Consider the following 16,264-nt stretch of genomic DNA (forward strand, 5'->3'; position numbering starts at 1 on the left):
CCAGGAACACGGCCCGGGCCGTGTTCCTGGAAGTGCATCGCCGCGGCGGCGACGGCATCGCGGGCGGCCGCTCGCTGGTCTGCGTGCTGCCGCACGGCGCCCCGACCGACGCCAGCTACGAGGTGGGCGATCTCGATCTGCGCCTGCGGCTCGACCGGCCGGTGCGCTTCCAGGTCTACACCTCGACGCGCGAGGAGGACCGCGAGGTCGGCGACGTCGTCACGCCGACCGAGGACTTCGAGACGCTGCCGCCGCTGGAGACGGTCGCCACCGTGAAGCGCGCGAACGCGGCCGACGCGGGCGCGACCGTGCCGGTGGCGCTCAAGGCGCGGCTCAACGAGCTGGGGCTCCTGCAGGTCGCCTGCCGCAGCCTCGACCCGCGCATCCGCGAGACCTGGCCGCTGGAGTTCAATCTTCGTCCGGCCCCCGGCGCAGCCGGTCCGGCACCGCCCGCCGCCGCGAGCAGCGCCTCCGCGGCGGACGACCCCCCTGCCCTCGGCGTCGCGCCGGAGAAGCTCGCCGAGGCGAAGTGTGCCATCGGCACGCTGGCCCAGCCGGCCGGCAAGAAGCAGAAGGTGTCCGCCCAGCGCATTCTCGACGCCTTGGAAAAGGCGCTCGGCCGCCCGAAGGGCGAGTGGAGCGGCGTGCTGCTGCGCGAGCTGTGGGCGACGCTGGAGCAGCACGAGGCCGCCCGCGCCCTCTCGGCCGATCACGAGGAGGCCTGGCTGATCCTCGCCGGCTTCCTGCTGCGCCCCGGCTTCGGCGTCACCATGGATGCGAGCCGCATCGATCGCCTGTGGCAGATCGTGCGCGGCGGCCTGCGCTTCGCCGGCAAGCGCAGCAAGCTGCAGGAGTACATCCTGTGGCGCCGGCTCGCCGGTGGGCTCGACCGCGCCCGGCAGGAGGCGCTGCTCGACGCCGAGCAGAACCGGCTGCTCGAGCCGAAGTCGGCACCGCCCGAGCTGATCCGCATGGCCGGTGCCTTCGAGCGGCTCGGCCAGGAGCAGAAGGCGGCGCTCGTCGAGGCGATGCTGACGACCGTGGTCGAGCTGGCCGCCGAGCAGAAGGATTGCGCCGCGTGGCTCGCGGCGCTCGGCCTGCTGCTCAACCGCACGCCGTTCCATGCCGGGCCCGAGACCGTGGTGCCGCCCGATCTGGTCGAGGCGACCTGGGACGCGCTGCGCCGGCTCGACTGGGCGAGCCCGAAATTCGAGGAGGCGCAGACCCTGTTCCTGCGCGCCGCCCGCGCCGTCGACGACCCGCGCCTGAACCCGCCGCGATCGTTGCGCGAAAGCATCGCCGGCAAGCTGGAGAAGAGCGGCGTGCCGGCGGCCCGCACGATGCGCCTGCGCGAGGTCGTGCCGGTCCAGCAGGCCGACCGCGCCAGCCTCTACGGCGAGGCCCTGCCGCCCGGCCTGATCCTCGGCGACGGCGGGTGATCACAGCCTCTCGGTGGTCGTCGTCCGCGCAGGCGGACGGCCCAGTATCCACCGGCGTTCGTTGTTTCAGTCGAAAGGCCGCGGCGTACTGGGTGCTCCGCCTTCGGAGCACGACCGAGGAGAGGCTTTGAACCTTGACTTGGCGACCCCTGCGTCGAGCCCGGCGCTGACATCGGAGCGGACAACGGGTCGGCAGGACAAGAGCGGCCCGATCCTGATAAACAGCGCACATCGCTCGCCGTCCGGGCGCAGCCAATCAGAACATTGGGGAGGAAGACGATGAACCAGGTTGGAGCCGCCCTGCCCTCCGGCGTGCCGGTCGCCGTGATCGGGGCCGGGACGATGGGGAGCGGCATCGCGCTCGTCGCCGCGCGGGCGGGGCATCCGGTGCTGCTGCACGACGCCGCGCCCGGTGCGATCCAGCGCGGCCTCGACGGGCTGCGCCGCGACCTCGACCGCCTGGTCGAGAAGGGCAAGCTGTCGGCACAGGCGCGCGACGCGCAGCTGGGCCGCATCGCGCCGCTGCCGAACATCGACGACATCGGCCCGGCCGGCTTCGTCATCGAGGCGATCGTCGAAGACTTCGGCGTGAAGCGTGATCTGTTCCGCCGCATCGAGGCCGCCGTCGCGCCCGATGCGATCCTCTCCACCAACACCTCGTCGCTGTCGGTGACGGCGCTCGCCGCCGTGCTGGAGCGGCCGGAGCGCTTCCTCGGCGTCCACTTCTTCAACCCGGCGCCGATCCTGCCGCTGGTCGAGATCGTCAGCGGCCATGTCACGACGCCGGCCGTCGCGGCGACGGCCTTCGCGACCTGCCTCGCCTGGGGCAAGACGCCGGTGCATTGCCGCTCGACCCCGGGCTTCATCGTCAACCGCGTCGCCCGCCCGTTCTACGGCGAGACGCTGCGGCTGATCGCCGAGGGCGCCGCGTCGCCTGCGACCCTCGACGCCATCCTGCGCGAGACCGGCGGCTTCCGCATGGGCCCGTGCGAGCTGATGGATCTGATCGGCCACGACGTGAACTACGCCGTCACCCGCACCGTGTGGGAGCTGCTGTTCCAGGATCCGCGCTACAAGCCGTCGCTGGTGCAGAAGGAGCTGGTCGACTCGCGACAGCTCGGTCGCAAGAGCGGCCGCGGCTTCTACGACTACGCCAAGGGTGCGGCGCCGCCCGTCGTGGACGACGCGCCCGCCGGGCCGCGGCCGAGCCGCGTGGTCATCGAAGGCGATCTCGGTCCGGCGGCGGCGCTCGCCGGTCTGGCGCAGGCGGCCGGCCTCACCGTCGAGACGCGCGACGGCGACGGCGTGATCAGGATCGACGGCGTCGCGCTCGCGCTCACCGACGGACGCAGCGCCACCGAACGCTTCGCCTCGGAAGGCGGGCCCGAGAGTCTGTTCGACCTCGCCCTGGATTACGGCGCGGCGACGCGCATCGCCATCGCCGCGGCCGATCAGGCGCCGGCGGGTGCGTGCGCCGCGGCGGCCGGCTTCTTCCAGGCACTCGGAAAGCGCGTGTCGGTGCTCGACGACGCGCCCGGCCTCGTCGTGATGCGCACCGTCGCCATGCTGATCAACGAGGCGGCCGATGCCGCGCACCAGCAGGTCGCCAGCGCCGCCGACATCGATCTGTCGATGCTCAAGGGCGTCGCCTATCCGCGCGGGCCGCTCGCCTGGTGCGACGCGCTCGGCGCCGCCCGAGTCGCCGCCGTGATCGACGCGCTCGCGCACGCCTATGGCGAGGACCGCTACCGCACGGCGCCGCTGCTGCGCCGCCATGCCCTCACCGGGCGCCGATTTCACGCGACGTGATGGCGCTGCTTACAGTCAGCTCGGAGGCACATACCAACGGCCCCAAAACCTCGACCCGTCATCCTGAGGTGCTCGCCGTAGGCGAGCCTCGAAGGATGCGGCCCGGGCGCCCTGGACATTCCGGGGCGGCGCGCTGCGTCGAACCCGGAATCCAGCCAAGGATATGGAGCTCGCCGCTGAATTCCGGGTTCGCGCGCTGTCGCGCGCATCCCGGAATGCCCGGGGACGCCATCACGGCGTCGTCGGATCCTTCACGGCCTCGAACCGGTCGAACTCGACATTGACCAGCGCACCGTTCACCCGCTCGGTCTTGCGGATGTAGACGGTCTGGACGATGTCGCGCGTCGCGGCGTCGATGGTGATCGGGCCGCGCGGGCTCTCGAAGGAAAGCCCCGACAACGCGGTCATCACCGCCTCGCCGTCGAGGCTGCCGCCGGTCTTTTCCAGCGCCAGCGCGAGCGCCTGCATGCCGTCGTACGCAGCGACAGAAAAATAGCTCGGGCGCATCGCCGGTCCGGCGATGCGCCCGATGCCGTCGACGAAGGCGCGGTTCTTCGCCGACTCGTGTGCGAACGAATAGTGGTGCGACGTGATCAGACCGAGCGCGACGTCGCCGGTCGCCTCGAGATAGCTGTCGTCGGTCGCCTCGCCGGTCGCTATCAGTCTTATGCCCGCCTCCTCCAACCCGCGCTCCTTCGCGGCCTTGAGAAACGCGCGGGGCATCGGGCCGGACGGGAAGAAGAAGAACACGGCCTCCGGCTTCTCGTCCTTGATGCGCTGGACGTAGGCCGAGAAGTCCGGATTGGCGAGCGGGACACGCAGCCGGCCGACCACGCGGCCGCCCGCCGCCGTGAACGCCTTGTCGAAGGCGCTCTCCGCGTCGTGGCCGGGGCCATAGTCGGCGACCACCGTGAAGGCGCGGGCGATGCCGTTCTTCGCCGCCCACCGCCCCATGGGGTCGGACACCTGCCGGACCGTGAAGGACACGCGGGCGACGAAGGGTGACTGGGTGGTGATGCCGGACGACGCCGCGTTCATCACGATCGCCGGGACGCGGGCCTCGCGCGCGACGGCGCCGACCGCGAAGGCGTTCGGGCTGAAGTCGAGCCCGGCGAGCACGTGCACCTTGTCTCTCACCACAAGCTCCTGGGCGAGCCGCTTGGCGAGCTCGGGCTGGGCGCCCGGCGCATCCCTTCGGATGATCTCGACCGACCGCCCGGCGAGCCGGCCACCGTTCTCCGACAACCACAGCGCCATGCCGGCATCGAACTGCCGGCCGTAATCCGCATAGGCACCGGAATAGGACGCGATCACGCCGATGCGGATCGGAGGATCGGCGGCACCGGCACGCGTCGCGACGGCCGCGAGCGCCGCGAGCACGACGACGGCGGCAGTCGCGATGATGAGGGCGGCCGGCCGACGGCGGGCGGACGGACTGGACATCGTCAAGGTCGAGGCTCCCGTGTGAAGCTCTGCACCCGCGGGGGTGGCGGTGTGTCGTTCGGTGCTCCCGCCGGACGAGCGCCGGCGTCGAGGATCCGCGGCCGCGGACCGAATCCGCGAGCCGCACCGTAGCGTATCCCCGTCGCCGCGGCCGCAGCCGCGGCATCTCGGTACCCTTTCCGATCACGCGGGAGCGCGGACGCCCCGCCGACGCTGTGTGCTTCACGTCCCCGTGACGGACCGGAAAAGCGCCGCGCGTCCGACGTCGCGGCGCGGTCGTGTCATGCCGCTGTCGCGTCACTGTCACGCATCGTGAAGTACGTATTAACCGGGCCGCGGACAGGCGCGGACCCGGGCCGGTCGGCCCGCCGAAACGATCCGTCGCAGCCGCTCATGGGCGCTGCGGGGAGAAGTTTGCTGTGCCGTCGTCTGATGTGCCGTCTCGGTGCGAGGAGGGGTCCGTGCGTGGCCTGTCGACCCCGCGAGGACGTCCGGTCCCGCCCGAAACACCCACCGAGCACACCCACCGAGCACATCCGCCGAGCTGCTCGAATCCCATGTCGAAGCAAAGGACATCGTCGTGATCCATCGTTCGTTTCGCGCGCCGCTTCTCGCCGCCGCCCTGGTGGCGGTCGGCCTCGCGGTCCCCGGTCCGCAGGGCGTCGCGACCGCGCAGGAGATGCGCTTGATCGGCTCGGGGGCAAGCTTCCCGTTCCCGATCTACTCGGCCTGGTTCAAGCAGTTCAGCAAGGACAACAAGGTCATCGTCGACTACCAGGCAAAGGGCTCGGGCGCCGGCATCCAGGACTTCGTCAACAAGACGGTGGACTTCGCCGCCAGCGACGCGGCCATGACCGACGCCGAGATGGCCAAAGTCGACGGTGGCGTGGTGCTGATCCCGATCACGGCCGGCGAGATCGTGCTGGCCTACAATCTGCCCGGCAATCCGATCGGCCTGAAGCTGCCGCGCGACGTCTACCCGCAGATCTTCTCCGGCAAGATCACCAAGTGGAACGACCCCAAGCTGGTCGCCGCCAATCCCGACCTGAAGCTGCCCGACCTGCCGATCACGGTGGTGCGGCGCTCGGACTCGAGCGGCACGACCTTCGTGTTCACCAAGCACCTCGCGACCATCGACGCCGACTTCGCCAAGGCGATCGGCAGCGGCACCACGGTCGAGTGGCCGAAGAGCGACAAGATCGTCGGCGCGCCGAAGAACGACGGCGTCACCGCCACGGTGAAGCAGACGCCCGGCGCGATCGGCTACATCGAGTACGGCTACGCCAAGCTGACCAAGACCAACGCGGCGCTCCTGCAGAACAAGGCCGGCCAGTACGTCGCGCCGAGCGACAAGTCGGGCGCCGCGACGCTCGCGGCCGCCAAGCTCGGCCCCGACCTGCGCGGCTGGATCGAGGATCCGGAGGGCGCCGAGTCCTACCCGATCGCCACCTTCACCTGGCTGCTCTTCTACAAGAAGCAGGATCCGAAGAAGGCCGAGATCCTGCGCAACCTGGTCGACTACGCCGCGACCAAGGGCCAGACGATCGCCGACAGCATGGGCTACATCCCGCTGCCGGCCCCGGTGGTCGAGAAGATCAAGGCCGCCGCCAAGGACATCCAGTAGCCGCCGCCCGCGCCCCGGCGGTCCGCATTCCGGCGGACCGCCGGCCGTGAGCCCGCGTTTCAGAGCCCGATCGGTTCCGCCGCACCACCGGACGCCGAGCAGTACGGACGCCGAGCATGTCGAACCATCCCTTCGCCCTCGCCGCCCCGCCCGGCGCCGTGACCCAGGCGCCGTCGGGGCCCGATTACATCGTCGACCGCGCCTTCCGGTCGCTCGCCTGGCTCGCCGCCGCGCTGATCCTGGTGCTGGTCGCCTACATCGTGTGGAAGATCGGCGGCCAGGCGCTGCCGGCGATCCGCGACTATCACATCGACTTCCTCACCGGCTCGAGCTGGAACGTGCAGGAGAAGCGCTTCGGCATCCTCCCCGCCATCTGGGGCACGCTCTACTCGTCGCTGCTGGCGCTGGCGATCGGCGGCTTCTTCGGGCTGACCGTCGCGATCTTCCTCACCCAGGGCTTCCTGCCGGCCCGCGTCGCCTTCCTGTTCCGCTTGGTCGTCGAGATGCTGGCCGCGATCCCGAGCGTTGTGTTCGGCCTGTGGGGCATCTTCGTCGTCATCCCGGCGATCCGCCCGGCCGCCAACTGGCTCAACGAGACGCTCGGCTTCGTCCCGTTCTTCGGCACCTCGCTCTCGGGCCCCGGCCTGCTGCCCGCCGCCATCGTGCTCGCCATCATGGTGCTGCCGACCGTCGCGGCGATCTCCCAGGACGCGCTCAACGCCGTGCCCTACCGCACCAAGGAGGCCGCCTTCGGCATGGGCGCCACCAAGTGGGAGGTGATCCTCAAGGTGATGGTGCCGACCGCCGCCGGCGGCATCTTCTCGGCCATGGTGCTGGGCTTCGGCCGGGCGCTCGGCGAGACGATGGCGCTCGCCATGCTGATCGGCAACTCCAACCAGCTCACCCTGTCGCTGTTCGCGCCGGCCGAGACGCTCGCGGCCCTGCTCGCCTCGCACTTCCCCGAGGCCGGCCCGGTCGAGGTCGAGGCGCTGATGTACGCGGCCCTCGTCCTCCTCGCCATCACGCTCGTCGTCAACATCGCCGGCATCGGCCTGCTCACTCTCACGCAGCGAAAGATCTCGGGTAAGGCATGACCGACCTCGCCGCCCCCTCCGGAAGCGTCCCGCCGATCGCCGGCGGCACCTCCTCGATGCCCGACCTCGCCCATTCGTGGTCCGAACGTCGCGCCGTCACCAACGTCCTGCTCACCGCGGGCGCCTGGTCGATCGCCGTCCTCGCCGCGGTGCCGCTGTTCTCGGTCCTGTACATGCTGATCGTCGAGGGCGGCTCGCGGCTCTCGCTCGAGCTGTTCACCGAGCTGCCACCGGCCGGCTTCGAGATGGGCGGCGGCTTCGGCAACGCCATCCTGGGCACCGTGGTGATGGTCGGCATCGCCGCCGCGATCAGCATCCCGTTCGGCGTGCTGGCCGCCGTCTACCTGTCGGAGCTCGGCCCGGACGACCGCCTCGGCCGCACCGCGCGCTTCCTCTCCAAGGTGCTGACCGGCTTCCCCTCGATCCTGGCCGGCGTGTTCTGCTACGCCGTCGTGGTGCTCGCCATGGGCACCTATTCGGCGCTCGCCGGCGGCATCGCGCTGTCGCTGCTGATGCTGCCGACCGTCATCCTCACCGCCGAGGAGGCGATGAAGATGGTCCCGCGCAAGATGAAGGACGCGGCGCTCGGCATCGGCTGCACCAGGACCCAGATGATCTGGAAGGTGGTGCTGCCGACCGCGCTGCCCGGCATCGCCACCGGCGTGATGCTCGGCGTCGCGCGCGTCTCCGGTGAATCGGCGCCGCTCCTGTTCACGGCCCTGTTCAGCAACTACTGGCTCGGCCGGGTCAGCGAGCCGACCGCCTCGCTGTCGATCCTCATCTTCAACTTCTCCAGCATGCCGTTCGAGAACCAGATCCAGCTCGCCTGGGCCGCGTCGCTCGTCCTCGTGCTGATCGTACTGGTGTTCAACGTGCTCAGCCGCCTGCTCGGCCGGCCGAAGTACTAGGAGGTGATCATGAGCGCCGTGGAAGCCATCCGGGATCAGGGTCCCTCCGCCGCACCGGCCGTGGCGAGCGAGATCGCCATCGACTGCCGTGTCAGCAAGATCATGTACGGGCAGTTCCTCGCGGTCCGCGACAGCCACGTGCCGATCCAGAAGGGCAAGATCACCGGCTTCATCGGACCGTCGGGCTGCGGCAAGAGCACGGTGTTGCGCAGCCTCAACCGCATGAACGACCTGATCGACGGCTTCCGGCTCGAGGGCAACGTCCACTTCCTCGGCCAGGACATCTACGACAAGGCGGTCGATCCGGTCGTGGTGCGCCGCTACATCGGCATGGTGTTCCAGCAGCCGAACCCGTTCGCGATGAGCATCTTCGACAACGTCGCCTTCGGCCTGCGGCTGAACAAGTTCAAGGGCGACGTCGCCGAGCGGGTCGAGCACGCGCTGCGCCGCGCCGCGCTGTGGGACGAGGTGAAGGACAAGCTCAAGGCGAGCGGCCTGTCGCTCTCGGGCGGCCAGCAGCAGCGCCTGTGCATCGCCCGCGCGGTGGCGACCGAGCCGAGCGTGCTGCTGATGGACGAGCCGTGCTCGGCGCTCGACCCGATCGCCACGCGGCGCATCGAGGAGCTGATGCTGGAGCTGCGCAAGGACTACACGATCGCGCTCGTCACCCACAACATGCAGCAGGCGACCCGCGTCGCCGACATCACGGCGTTCTTCGCCGTCGACATCTCCAAGGGCGGCCGCACCGGCTATCTCGTCGAGATGGACGAGACGGCGCGGGTGTTCGAGAGCCCGCGCGAGCAGCTCACCAAGGACTATATCGGCGGCAAGTTCAGCTGATCGTCGGCAGGAGGCTTCCATGGATGCGTCACGTCGCGCGGTGCTCGCCACCGCGGCCGCGGTGCTCGGCGTCATCGCCGTCCCCGTCGCCGGCCTCGCCCAGCAGCCGGCCGGCGGCGTCGCCGGTCCGTCGGGCCTCGCGATCGCCGGCGCCGGCGCCACCTTCCCGGCGCCGCTCTACGAGCGCTGGATCGCCGCCTACAAGGCGGAGCGCGGCGTCGCCGTGACCTACCAGTCGGTCGGCTCCGGCGAGGGCGTCAAGCGCTTCCTCGCCGGCACGGTCGACTTCGGCGCCAGCGACGAGGTGCTGTCGGCCGCCGACGCCGTCAAGGTGCCGGGCGGCGCCGTCGCCGTGCCGGTCACAGCCGGCATGATCGTGGTCGCCTACAACCAGCCGGGCCTCGGCGGCGCGCTGAAGCTGCCGCGCGACGTCTATGTCGGGATCTTCGCCGGCACCATCACGCGCTGGGACGACCCCCGCATCAAGGCCGCCAATCCGGGCCTCAAGCTGCCGGCCCGCGACATCGCGCTGATCGCGCGGCGCGACTCGAGCGGCACCACGGCCGCCTTCACGCGCCATCTCGCCGCCGCCGATCCGGCGTGGCGAAGCGCCGGCCTCGTCGCCGGCAAGATGGTGGCGTGGCCGGGCCGTGCCATGCTGGCCGCCGGCAACGAGGGTGTCGCCGCGCGCATCAAGATGAGCGAAGGCGCCATCGGCTATGTCGAGTACGGCTTCGCAAGGCGGCTCGGCCTGCCGGTCGCGACGCTGCAGAACCGGTCCGGCAGCTTCGTCGCGCCGTCCGCCGAGGCGGCGCAACTCGCGCTCTCCGCCCGCTCGGGCCAGGCGGGCGAGCTCGAGGCTTCGGTGGTCGACCCGACGGCGGCGAACGCCTATCCGATCGTCTCCTACAGCTGGCTGTTCCTCTACCGCACGCCGCGCGACGCGGCCAAGGGCCGGGCGGCCCGCGACTTCGTCGCCTGGGGACTGACGCGGGGGCAGAGTCTGGGGGGCGAGCTCGGCTATGTTCCGCTGACCGCCGACATCGTCTCGCTCGGTCGCGAGGCACTCGACACCGTCTCGCACTAGGCTCGAACCGGAGCGTCCAGCCATTCCGGACATCCTGGATCTCGCCGGTCCGGCGACCTTTGCGCCGGACACCGGCGTCGTGCTCGACCTCGCCGCGATCGAGGCCTCGCTGCGCGTCGTCGCACACGCCTTCGTCCGCCTGAACCTCTCCCTCCAGGATCTGCGCGAAAGCCCCGACGAGGGCTGGATCGACCGGATGATGGCCGGCTACGCCGCGGTCGACGATCTCGTCCACCGCAAGGTCGATCTGTTCGCCTTCGGCCATCTGCGCGACTGGCTGGAGCTCAACGCGCTCGTCCTGTGCGGCACCGATGCGGTCGTGCGGGCCGACGCCGCCGGCCACCTCGCCGCCACCGAGCAGCGCTTCTACGAGCGCGCCGACGGCGGCATCCGCGACATCGTCGAGTGGCACGCGCTGCACGCGCACGAGACGCCGTGGCGGCGCGCTGCCGGTGTCTATATCCGGATGCTGAGCACGCCCGAGCTGTTCGTCGAGGGCAACCACCGCACCGGCACACTGATCATGAGCTGGGTGCTGGCCCGCGAGGGCCTGCCGCCGATCGCGCTGACGCTCGACAACGCCAAGGCGCTGCTCGACTGGTCGGGCGTATTCAAGGCGCGCAGCAAAGCCGGGCTGCGGCTGCGCCTGGAGATGCCATGGCTGAAGAACCGCTTTGCCGCGGTCCTCGAGCAGAGCGCCTGCCCGGCCTTCCGGCGTGCCGGCGTCCGCCCCGGCGCCGCGGTGTGACGATCCCGGCGCTCCGCGGCGTGCCCCGGACAAGGCGCGTCCGTCCAGAAAACCCTCTTCCCTCGCGGGAAAGGGAAGGAAGAGCCCATACGCGAAGGCCCGCCGTCTCGCGACGGCGGGCCTTGCGAAGACCGGTGGTCAGGCGCGAGGCGCGATCAGATCGCGTCCTTGAGCTCCTTGGCGGCCCGGAAAGCGATCTTCTTGCTCGCCTTGATCTTGATCTGCTCGCCGGTGGCCGGGTTGCGGCCCATGCGGGCGGCGCGCTTCTTCACCTGGAGGATGCCGAGCCCGCTGATGCGGATGCGGTCGCCCTTCTTCAGGTGCTTGGTGACGAGGCCGATCATGTCGCTCAGGATCGCCTCGGACTGCTTCTTGGCGAGCTCGTGATTGCCGGCGATCGTCGCCGCGAGATGCTTGAGCGTCACGGTCGCCTGGGCCGGCTTGGTGGCCGCGGCCGGCTTGCTGGCCGTGGCCGGCTTGGACGTAGCGGCTTTCGCCATCGAGTTTGCTCCTCGTCACTGTGCTTACACGTCTCAGCCCCTCTAGCCGATTCGTGCGCACAGGAAATCAGCAAAGTGCTGCCCAGCGTGCGTGTTCCACCGGTTCGACGCCGATTTCGGGCCATTCCGTGCACAAATCCGGCATCCTGCCGCGGAACCGCCACGGCTCTGGCCCCACCGCCGGCGGCGAGGCTAGACTGCCGCCGGCCCGGTGCGAGGAGTGGAGCGTGCCCGAGGAGAGACGGTTCGCCGACGAGATCGCGCGGCTGGAGGACGAGATCGAGCGCCTCGCCGCGGTCGCGGAGAGCTGCCGCAAGTTCATGCTGGCCGCCCAAGTCGCGATCGGGATCGGCGCCGTCCTGCTCGCCGGAACCGTGCTCGGGCTGTGGGCCGCCGAGCCGTTGACCCTCCTGGGCGGCCTCACCGCGGTGATCGGCGGCATCGTCGTGCACGGCTCGAACGCCGGCACCTTGCGCCAGAGCCGCGACGCGCTGCTCGCCGTCGAGGCGCGCCGCGATGCCCTCATCGACGACATGGCGCTCCGCCTGGTGCCCGAGCCCGACGCCGGCCTGCTTCCGCCCCGGTGACATCGTCACAGACGGGCGGCCGCCCTGCCGCCAGTATGCCGATCATCGGACGACGAGGTACGGCTCTTGCTTCGCGTCCGGCGACGAGGACCCCGATGACCGACACCACCGCCGATGCCGTCCCCGAGGCGACGCCCCGCCTCGAGCACTTTCCCGTCAGCTTCTTCGCCACCGTGATGGGCACGGCGGGCCTGGCGATCGCCACCCACCGGCTGGAGCTGCTGCTCGGCACCCGCCAGATCGCCAGCCTCGTCCTCGGCGGCATCGCGGCCGGGCTGTTCGTCGCGGTCGCCGCCTTCTACGCCGCCAAGCTGGTGCGCCACCGCAAGGCCGTGGTCGCGGAGTGGCGTCATCCGGTGCGGCTGAGCTTCTTTCCGACCATCAGCATCTCGCTGCTGCTGCTGTCGATCATCGCCCTGCCGCTCGACCGCGCGGTCGCCGGCGTCCTGTGGACGGCGGGCGCCGCCCTGCATCTGACCTTCAGCCTTGTCATCCTCTCGACCTGGATCGGTCACCGCCCGTTCGAGCCGCCGCACCTCAACCCGGCCTGGTTCATCCCGGCGGTCGGCAACATCATCGTGCCGCTCGCCGGCGTGCCGCTCGGCCATGTCGAGATCAGCTGGTTCTTCTTCTCGTTCGGCGTGATGTTCTGGATCGTGCTGCTCACCCTGGTGTTCAACCGGCTGATCTTCCACAACCCGCTGCCCGACCGGCTGCTGCCGACCCTGATGATCCTGGTGGCGCCGCCGGCGGTCGGCTTCCTCGCCTACACGAAGCTCGACGGCGGCGTCCTCGACGGCTTCGCCCGGCTGTTCTTCTATGCCGGGATCGGCCTGTTCCTGCTGGTCGCCACCAAGATCGGCCAGATGGCCCGCATCCGCTTCGCCCTGTCGTGGTGGGCCTACTCGTTTCCGCTCGCCGCGCTGGCGAGCGCCGCCTCGGTGTTCGCCGAGATCATCGGCGGCACGCCGGCCCTCGTCCTCTTCGTCGCACTCTATGCGGTGCTCGCCGTGGTGCTCGCCATCCTGGTGGTGGCGACCATGCGGGCGATCGCCGCCGGCGCCATCTGCCAGCCGGAGCACTGACGCATCCGGCTTCACCCCGCTCAGTGCCCGCGCCCGCGGTCCCAGGCGCCCGGCCTCCCGATGCGGAGCCGGGCGCTCTTTTTTGCGGTCGGCGCGAGGTCGGCCCGCTGACGGTGCGATTCGACCATCGACACGTGTGAATTTCGGCTCGCTTTTTGAGCTGGCTCATAATTCCGGCGGTCCGGTCGGCTTCCATGGCCCATTCGTGCCAGCCCGCCCAGCGTCACAGGCCAGGAGATCGCCCATGCGGACCTCCGTCTCGCATCCGTTGCTCATCGGCGCCGTCCAGCCGGGCCCCGGCCTCGGCCGGATCGGCATCACGTTCTGCCCCGGCAAGAAGGACGCCGAGGTGCTCGCGGGCGAGTGGTTCCGCGACCTCGCCGCTGACCTCGACACGGTCCGGGACTGGGGCGCCAGCGCCGTCGTGACCTTGCTCGAGCCGCGCGAGATGGAGGACCTCGACGTCGCCCGGCTCGGGCCGGAGACCGAGGCCCGGCACATGAGCTGGTTCCACCTGCCGATCACCGACGTGTCGATCCCGGACGTCCGCTTCGAACGCGACTGGATCCGCGTCGGCGAGACCCTGCGCGGCCTTCTGCGGCGCGGCTTCGACATCGTCGTCCACGGCCGCGGCGGGCTCGGCCGGGCCGGCACCATCGCGGCGCGGCTGATGATCGAGCTCGGCGTCCCGGCCGACGAGGCGATCCGGGCGGTGCGCGGGGCGCGGCCGGGGGCGATCGCCACGGTCGAGCAGGAGCGCTTCGTGCGCGCCCAGCGGTCGATCCCGGAGGCCCGCCCGGCGGACCTCGACGACGCGATCCGCGGCCGTGCCATCGGCGCCCTGGTCGGACTCGCGGTCGGCGATGCGGTCGGCACCGCGCTGGAGTTCGAGGTGCGCGACACCTGCCCGCGCATCGACGACATGGTCGGCGGCGGCCCGTTCCGGCTGACGCCCGGCCAATGGACCGACGACACCGCCATGGCGCTGGCGCTCGCCGACAGCCTCCTGGAGCGCGGCCGGGTCGACCCGACCGACCTCATGCGCCGCTTCGAGGCCTGGTACCGCGACGGGCGCTACTCCTGCACGGGCGTCTGCTTCGACATCGGCAACGCCACCCGCGAGGCGATCGAGACGTGGCAGCGCACCGGCGACCCGCTCGCCGGCTCGACCTCCCCCGAGATCGCCGGCAACGGCTCCCTGATGCGCCTCTCGCCGGTGGCGATCCGCTGGTGGAACGACGCTCCGGCCCGCACCGAGGCGGCGCGCACGCAAAGCCAGGTGACCCACGCCGCACCGCAGACGCTCGACGCCTGCGCGGCGTTCGCCGCGATGCTCGCCGACGCCATCGCGGGCGCCCCGCCCTCGGTCGTGTTCCGGCCGCGCGGCGACGGGCTCGTCGGCCCGATCGCGACCGTGATGAACGGCTCGTGGCGCGGCGAGACCCGCCACGCCATCAAGTCCACGGGCTATGTCGCGCATACGCTGGAGGCGGCGATCTGGAGCGTCGCCCGCACCGGCGACTTCCGCAGCGCCGTGCTGACCGCCGCCAATCTCGGCTACGACGCCGACACCACGGCCGCGGTCGCCGGCCAGCTCGCCGGCGCGTTGTACGGCGTCGCCGCGATCCCGGAGGACTGGCTGGCGCGGCTCGCCTGGCGCGACGAGATCGAGCGCCGCGCCGGCGCCCTGCACGACCAGTCGATCCGCGCGGCGGCGGTCGCCGCCCCCTCGGCGACCGTCACGCGCCTCGACCAGGTCCGCCGCGGCCAGACGCCCTGAGCCGCCCTCGGGCCGCCGGCCGCGTCAGGGTGCCGCGAGCGTGCGATCGAGGCGGGTGACCGCCTCGAACAGCACGGCCGTGCCGGCGGCGACCTCGCCGGGCTCGCTCCATTCCTCGGGGCAATGGCTGCGGCCGTCGCGGCACGGGATGAACAGCATGGCGGCCGGCGCGATGCGCGACACGAAGGCGGCGTCGTGCCCGGCGCCCGACGCCATCACGGTGGTGCCGGCGCCGAGCGCCGCCGCGCTCTCGGCGAGCGTCTGTCGCAGGTGCGGATCGCAGGTGCTCGGGTCGTTGCTGGACAGGACCGCGAAGCGGGCCACCGACACGCCGGTCTCGGCCGCGATCGCCCGGATGCGGCTCTCGATGCCGGCGACCAGCAGCCCGCACAGCGCCGTGGTCTCGGCCCGCGCATCGACGACGACGCGGGACTCACCCGGCACCACGTTGGCGGCGCCCGGCGACACCGTGACGATGCCGGTGGTGGCGACCACGTAGCCCTCGCCGCGGTCGAGCAGCGCGGTCGCCACGTCGCGCACCGCCAGCACGGCCGCCGCGGCGGCGTGCGAGGCATCCCGCCGGCTGCGCATCCCGACCGTGCCGGCATGCGCGGCCTCGCCGGCGAACACGATCTCCAGGCGAGTGATGCCGACGATAGCCGTGACGATGCCGCCGTCGAGCTTCTGCGATTCGAGTACCGTGCCCTGCTCGATGTGCAACTCGAGATAGGCCGCGATGTCGTCGCGGAGCGCCTCGCCGAGGCGCTCCGGCGCGCCACCGACGCGGGCGATGGCGGCGCCGAGCGTCTCGCCGCCCGGACCGGTCATGGCGAGCTCGTTCGGGCCGAGGGCGCCGGCCATGCCACGGCTGCCGACGCAGGAGAGGCCGTACTCGCTCGGCTCCTCGGCCAGGAAGTCGATCACCTCGAACGCATGGTCGAGCACGATGCCGCGATCGGCGAGCGCGCGCGCCACCTCGAGCCCGGCCAGCACGCCGGCCGGGCCGTCGAAGCGGCCACCGCTCGGCACGCTGTCCGAGTGGGAGCCGATGGTGATCGCCTTGGCGCCGGGGACGCGGCCCTCGCGGCGGCCGATCAGGTTGCCGGCGGCGTCGATTCGAACGCTCAGGCCGGCGTCGCGGAAGCGCCGCGCCAGCCAGTCGCGGCCGTCGAGAAAAAGGGGCGTGAACGACCGCCGGGTCCACGGCTTGTCCGGATCCGTGATGGCGCCGAGCGCCATCAGGTCGGCCCACAGGCGGTCCTGGTCGATGGGAGAATTCGTGACGGGCATCGGAGTACTCCTTGCCCCGAGGCTTAGCGC

Annotated in this window: 13 protein-coding genes and 1 pseudogene; 11 read left to right on the forward strand and 3 right to left on the reverse strand. The window is 71.3% G+C overall.

Annotation, left to right across the window (positions count from 1 at the left end; all coding sequences use genetic code 11):
- Nucleotides 1-1,439: pseudogene (locus CCR97_RS12260) on the forward strand (hypothetical protein); the annotation flags it as partial.
- Between the two features lie 279 nt (nt 1,440-1,718).
- The gene (locus CCR97_RS12265) at nt 1,719-3,248 is read left to right on the forward strand and encodes a 3-hydroxyacyl-CoA dehydrogenase (protein WP_201159525.1); all 1,530 of its coding nucleotides are present in this window, start codon (nt 1,719-1,721) and stop codon (nt 3,246-3,248) included.
- 231 nt (nt 3,249-3,479) lie between these two features.
- On the opposite strand, the gene CCR97_RS12270 is transcribed toward CCR97_RS12265, so the two are convergent.
- Nucleotides 3,480-4,691: an ABC transporter substrate-binding protein gene (locus CCR97_RS12270; RefSeq protein WP_111357855.1), complete on the reverse strand. Its 1,212-nt coding sequence runs from the start codon at nt 4,689-4,691 to the stop codon at nt 3,480-3,482.
- Nucleotides 4,692-5,271: 580 nt separating this feature from the next.
- On the opposite strand from CCR97_RS12270, the gene pstS (CCR97_RS12275) reads away from it, so the two are divergent.
- The 6 genes from pstS (CCR97_RS12275) to CCR97_RS12300 all read left to right on the forward strand — a co-directional run bounded on the left by pstS (CCR97_RS12275) (nt 5,272) and on the right by CCR97_RS12300 (nt 10,992).
- The gene (gene pstS, locus CCR97_RS12275) at nt 5,272-6,315 is read left to right on the forward strand and encodes a phosphate ABC transporter substrate-binding protein PstS (protein WP_245428929.1); all 1,044 of its coding nucleotides are present in this window, start codon (nt 5,272-5,274) and stop codon (nt 6,313-6,315) included.
- A 116-nt stretch (nt 6,316-6,431) separates the two neighbouring features.
- Nucleotides 6,432-7,409, forward strand: a complete 978-nt coding sequence (gene pstC / locus CCR97_RS12280; RefSeq protein WP_111357854.1) for a phosphate ABC transporter permease subunit PstC — start codon at nt 6,432-6,434, stop codon at nt 7,407-7,409.
- Complete coding sequence (pstA, locus tag CCR97_RS12285; protein ID WP_111357853.1) at nt 7,406-8,317, forward strand: phosphate ABC transporter permease PstA; 912 nt, start codon at nt 7,406-7,408, stop codon at nt 8,315-8,317. The genes pstC and pstA overlap by 4 nt, the downstream gene beginning before the upstream one ends.
- A gap of 9 nt (nt 8,318-8,326) precedes the next feature.
- Nucleotides 8,327-9,157, forward strand: a complete 831-nt coding sequence (gene pstB, locus CCR97_RS12290) for a phosphate ABC transporter ATP-binding protein PstB (RefSeq protein ID WP_111357852.1) — start codon at nt 8,327-8,329, stop codon at nt 9,155-9,157.
- A gap of 19 nt (nt 9,158-9,176) precedes the next feature.
- Complete coding sequence (gene pstS / locus CCR97_RS12295; protein ID WP_111357851.1) at nt 9,177-10,244, forward strand: phosphate ABC transporter substrate-binding protein PstS; 1,068 nt, start codon at nt 9,177-9,179, stop codon at nt 10,242-10,244.
- A 79-nt stretch (nt 10,245-10,323) separates the two neighbouring features.
- Complete coding sequence (locus tag CCR97_RS12300) at nt 10,324-10,992, forward strand: hypothetical protein (protein WP_111357850.1); 669 nt, start codon at nt 10,324-10,326, stop codon at nt 10,990-10,992.
- A gap of 155 nt (nt 10,993-11,147) precedes the next feature.
- On the opposite strand, the gene CCR97_RS12305 is transcribed toward CCR97_RS12300, so the two are convergent.
- Nucleotides 11,148-11,492, reverse strand: a complete 345-nt coding sequence (locus CCR97_RS12305; protein ID WP_111357849.1) for an HU family DNA-binding protein — start codon at nt 11,490-11,492, stop codon at nt 11,148-11,150.
- 227 nt (nt 11,493-11,719) lie between these two features.
- Between CCR97_RS12305 and CCR97_RS12310 the strand changes: the two genes are divergently transcribed.
- The 3 genes from CCR97_RS12310 to CCR97_RS12320 all read left to right on the forward strand — a co-directional run bounded on the left by CCR97_RS12310 (nt 11,720) and on the right by CCR97_RS12320 (nt 14,944).
- Complete coding sequence (locus CCR97_RS12310; RefSeq protein ID WP_111357848.1) at nt 11,720-12,079, forward strand: hypothetical protein; 360 nt, start codon at nt 11,720-11,722, stop codon at nt 12,077-12,079.
- A 95-nt stretch (nt 12,080-12,174) separates the two neighbouring features.
- On the forward strand, nt 12,175-13,164 hold the full coding sequence (locus CCR97_RS12315; RefSeq protein WP_170145885.1) for an SLAC1 anion channel family protein: 990 nt from the start codon (nt 12,175-12,177) through the stop codon (nt 13,162-13,164).
- A gap of 244 nt (nt 13,165-13,408) precedes the next feature.
- The gene (locus tag CCR97_RS12320; RefSeq protein WP_201159526.1) at nt 13,409-14,944 is read left to right on the forward strand and encodes an ADP-ribosylglycohydrolase family protein; all 1,536 of its coding nucleotides are present in this window, start codon (nt 13,409-13,411) and stop codon (nt 14,942-14,944) included.
- Nucleotides 14,945-14,968: 24 nt separating this feature from the next.
- On the opposite strand, the gene CCR97_RS12325 is transcribed toward CCR97_RS12320, so the two are convergent.
- On the reverse strand, nt 14,969-16,234 hold the full coding sequence (locus tag CCR97_RS12325) for a Zn-dependent hydrolase (RefSeq protein WP_201159527.1): 1,266 nt from the start codon (nt 16,232-16,234) through the stop codon (nt 14,969-14,971).
- Between the last annotated feature and the right edge of the window lie 30 nt (nt 16,235-16,264).

This window comes from Rhodoplanes elegans (assembly GCF_016653355.1).
GTDB classification, from domain to species: Bacteria; Pseudomonadota; Alphaproteobacteria; order Rhizobiales; family Xanthobacteraceae; genus Rhodoplanes; species Rhodoplanes elegans.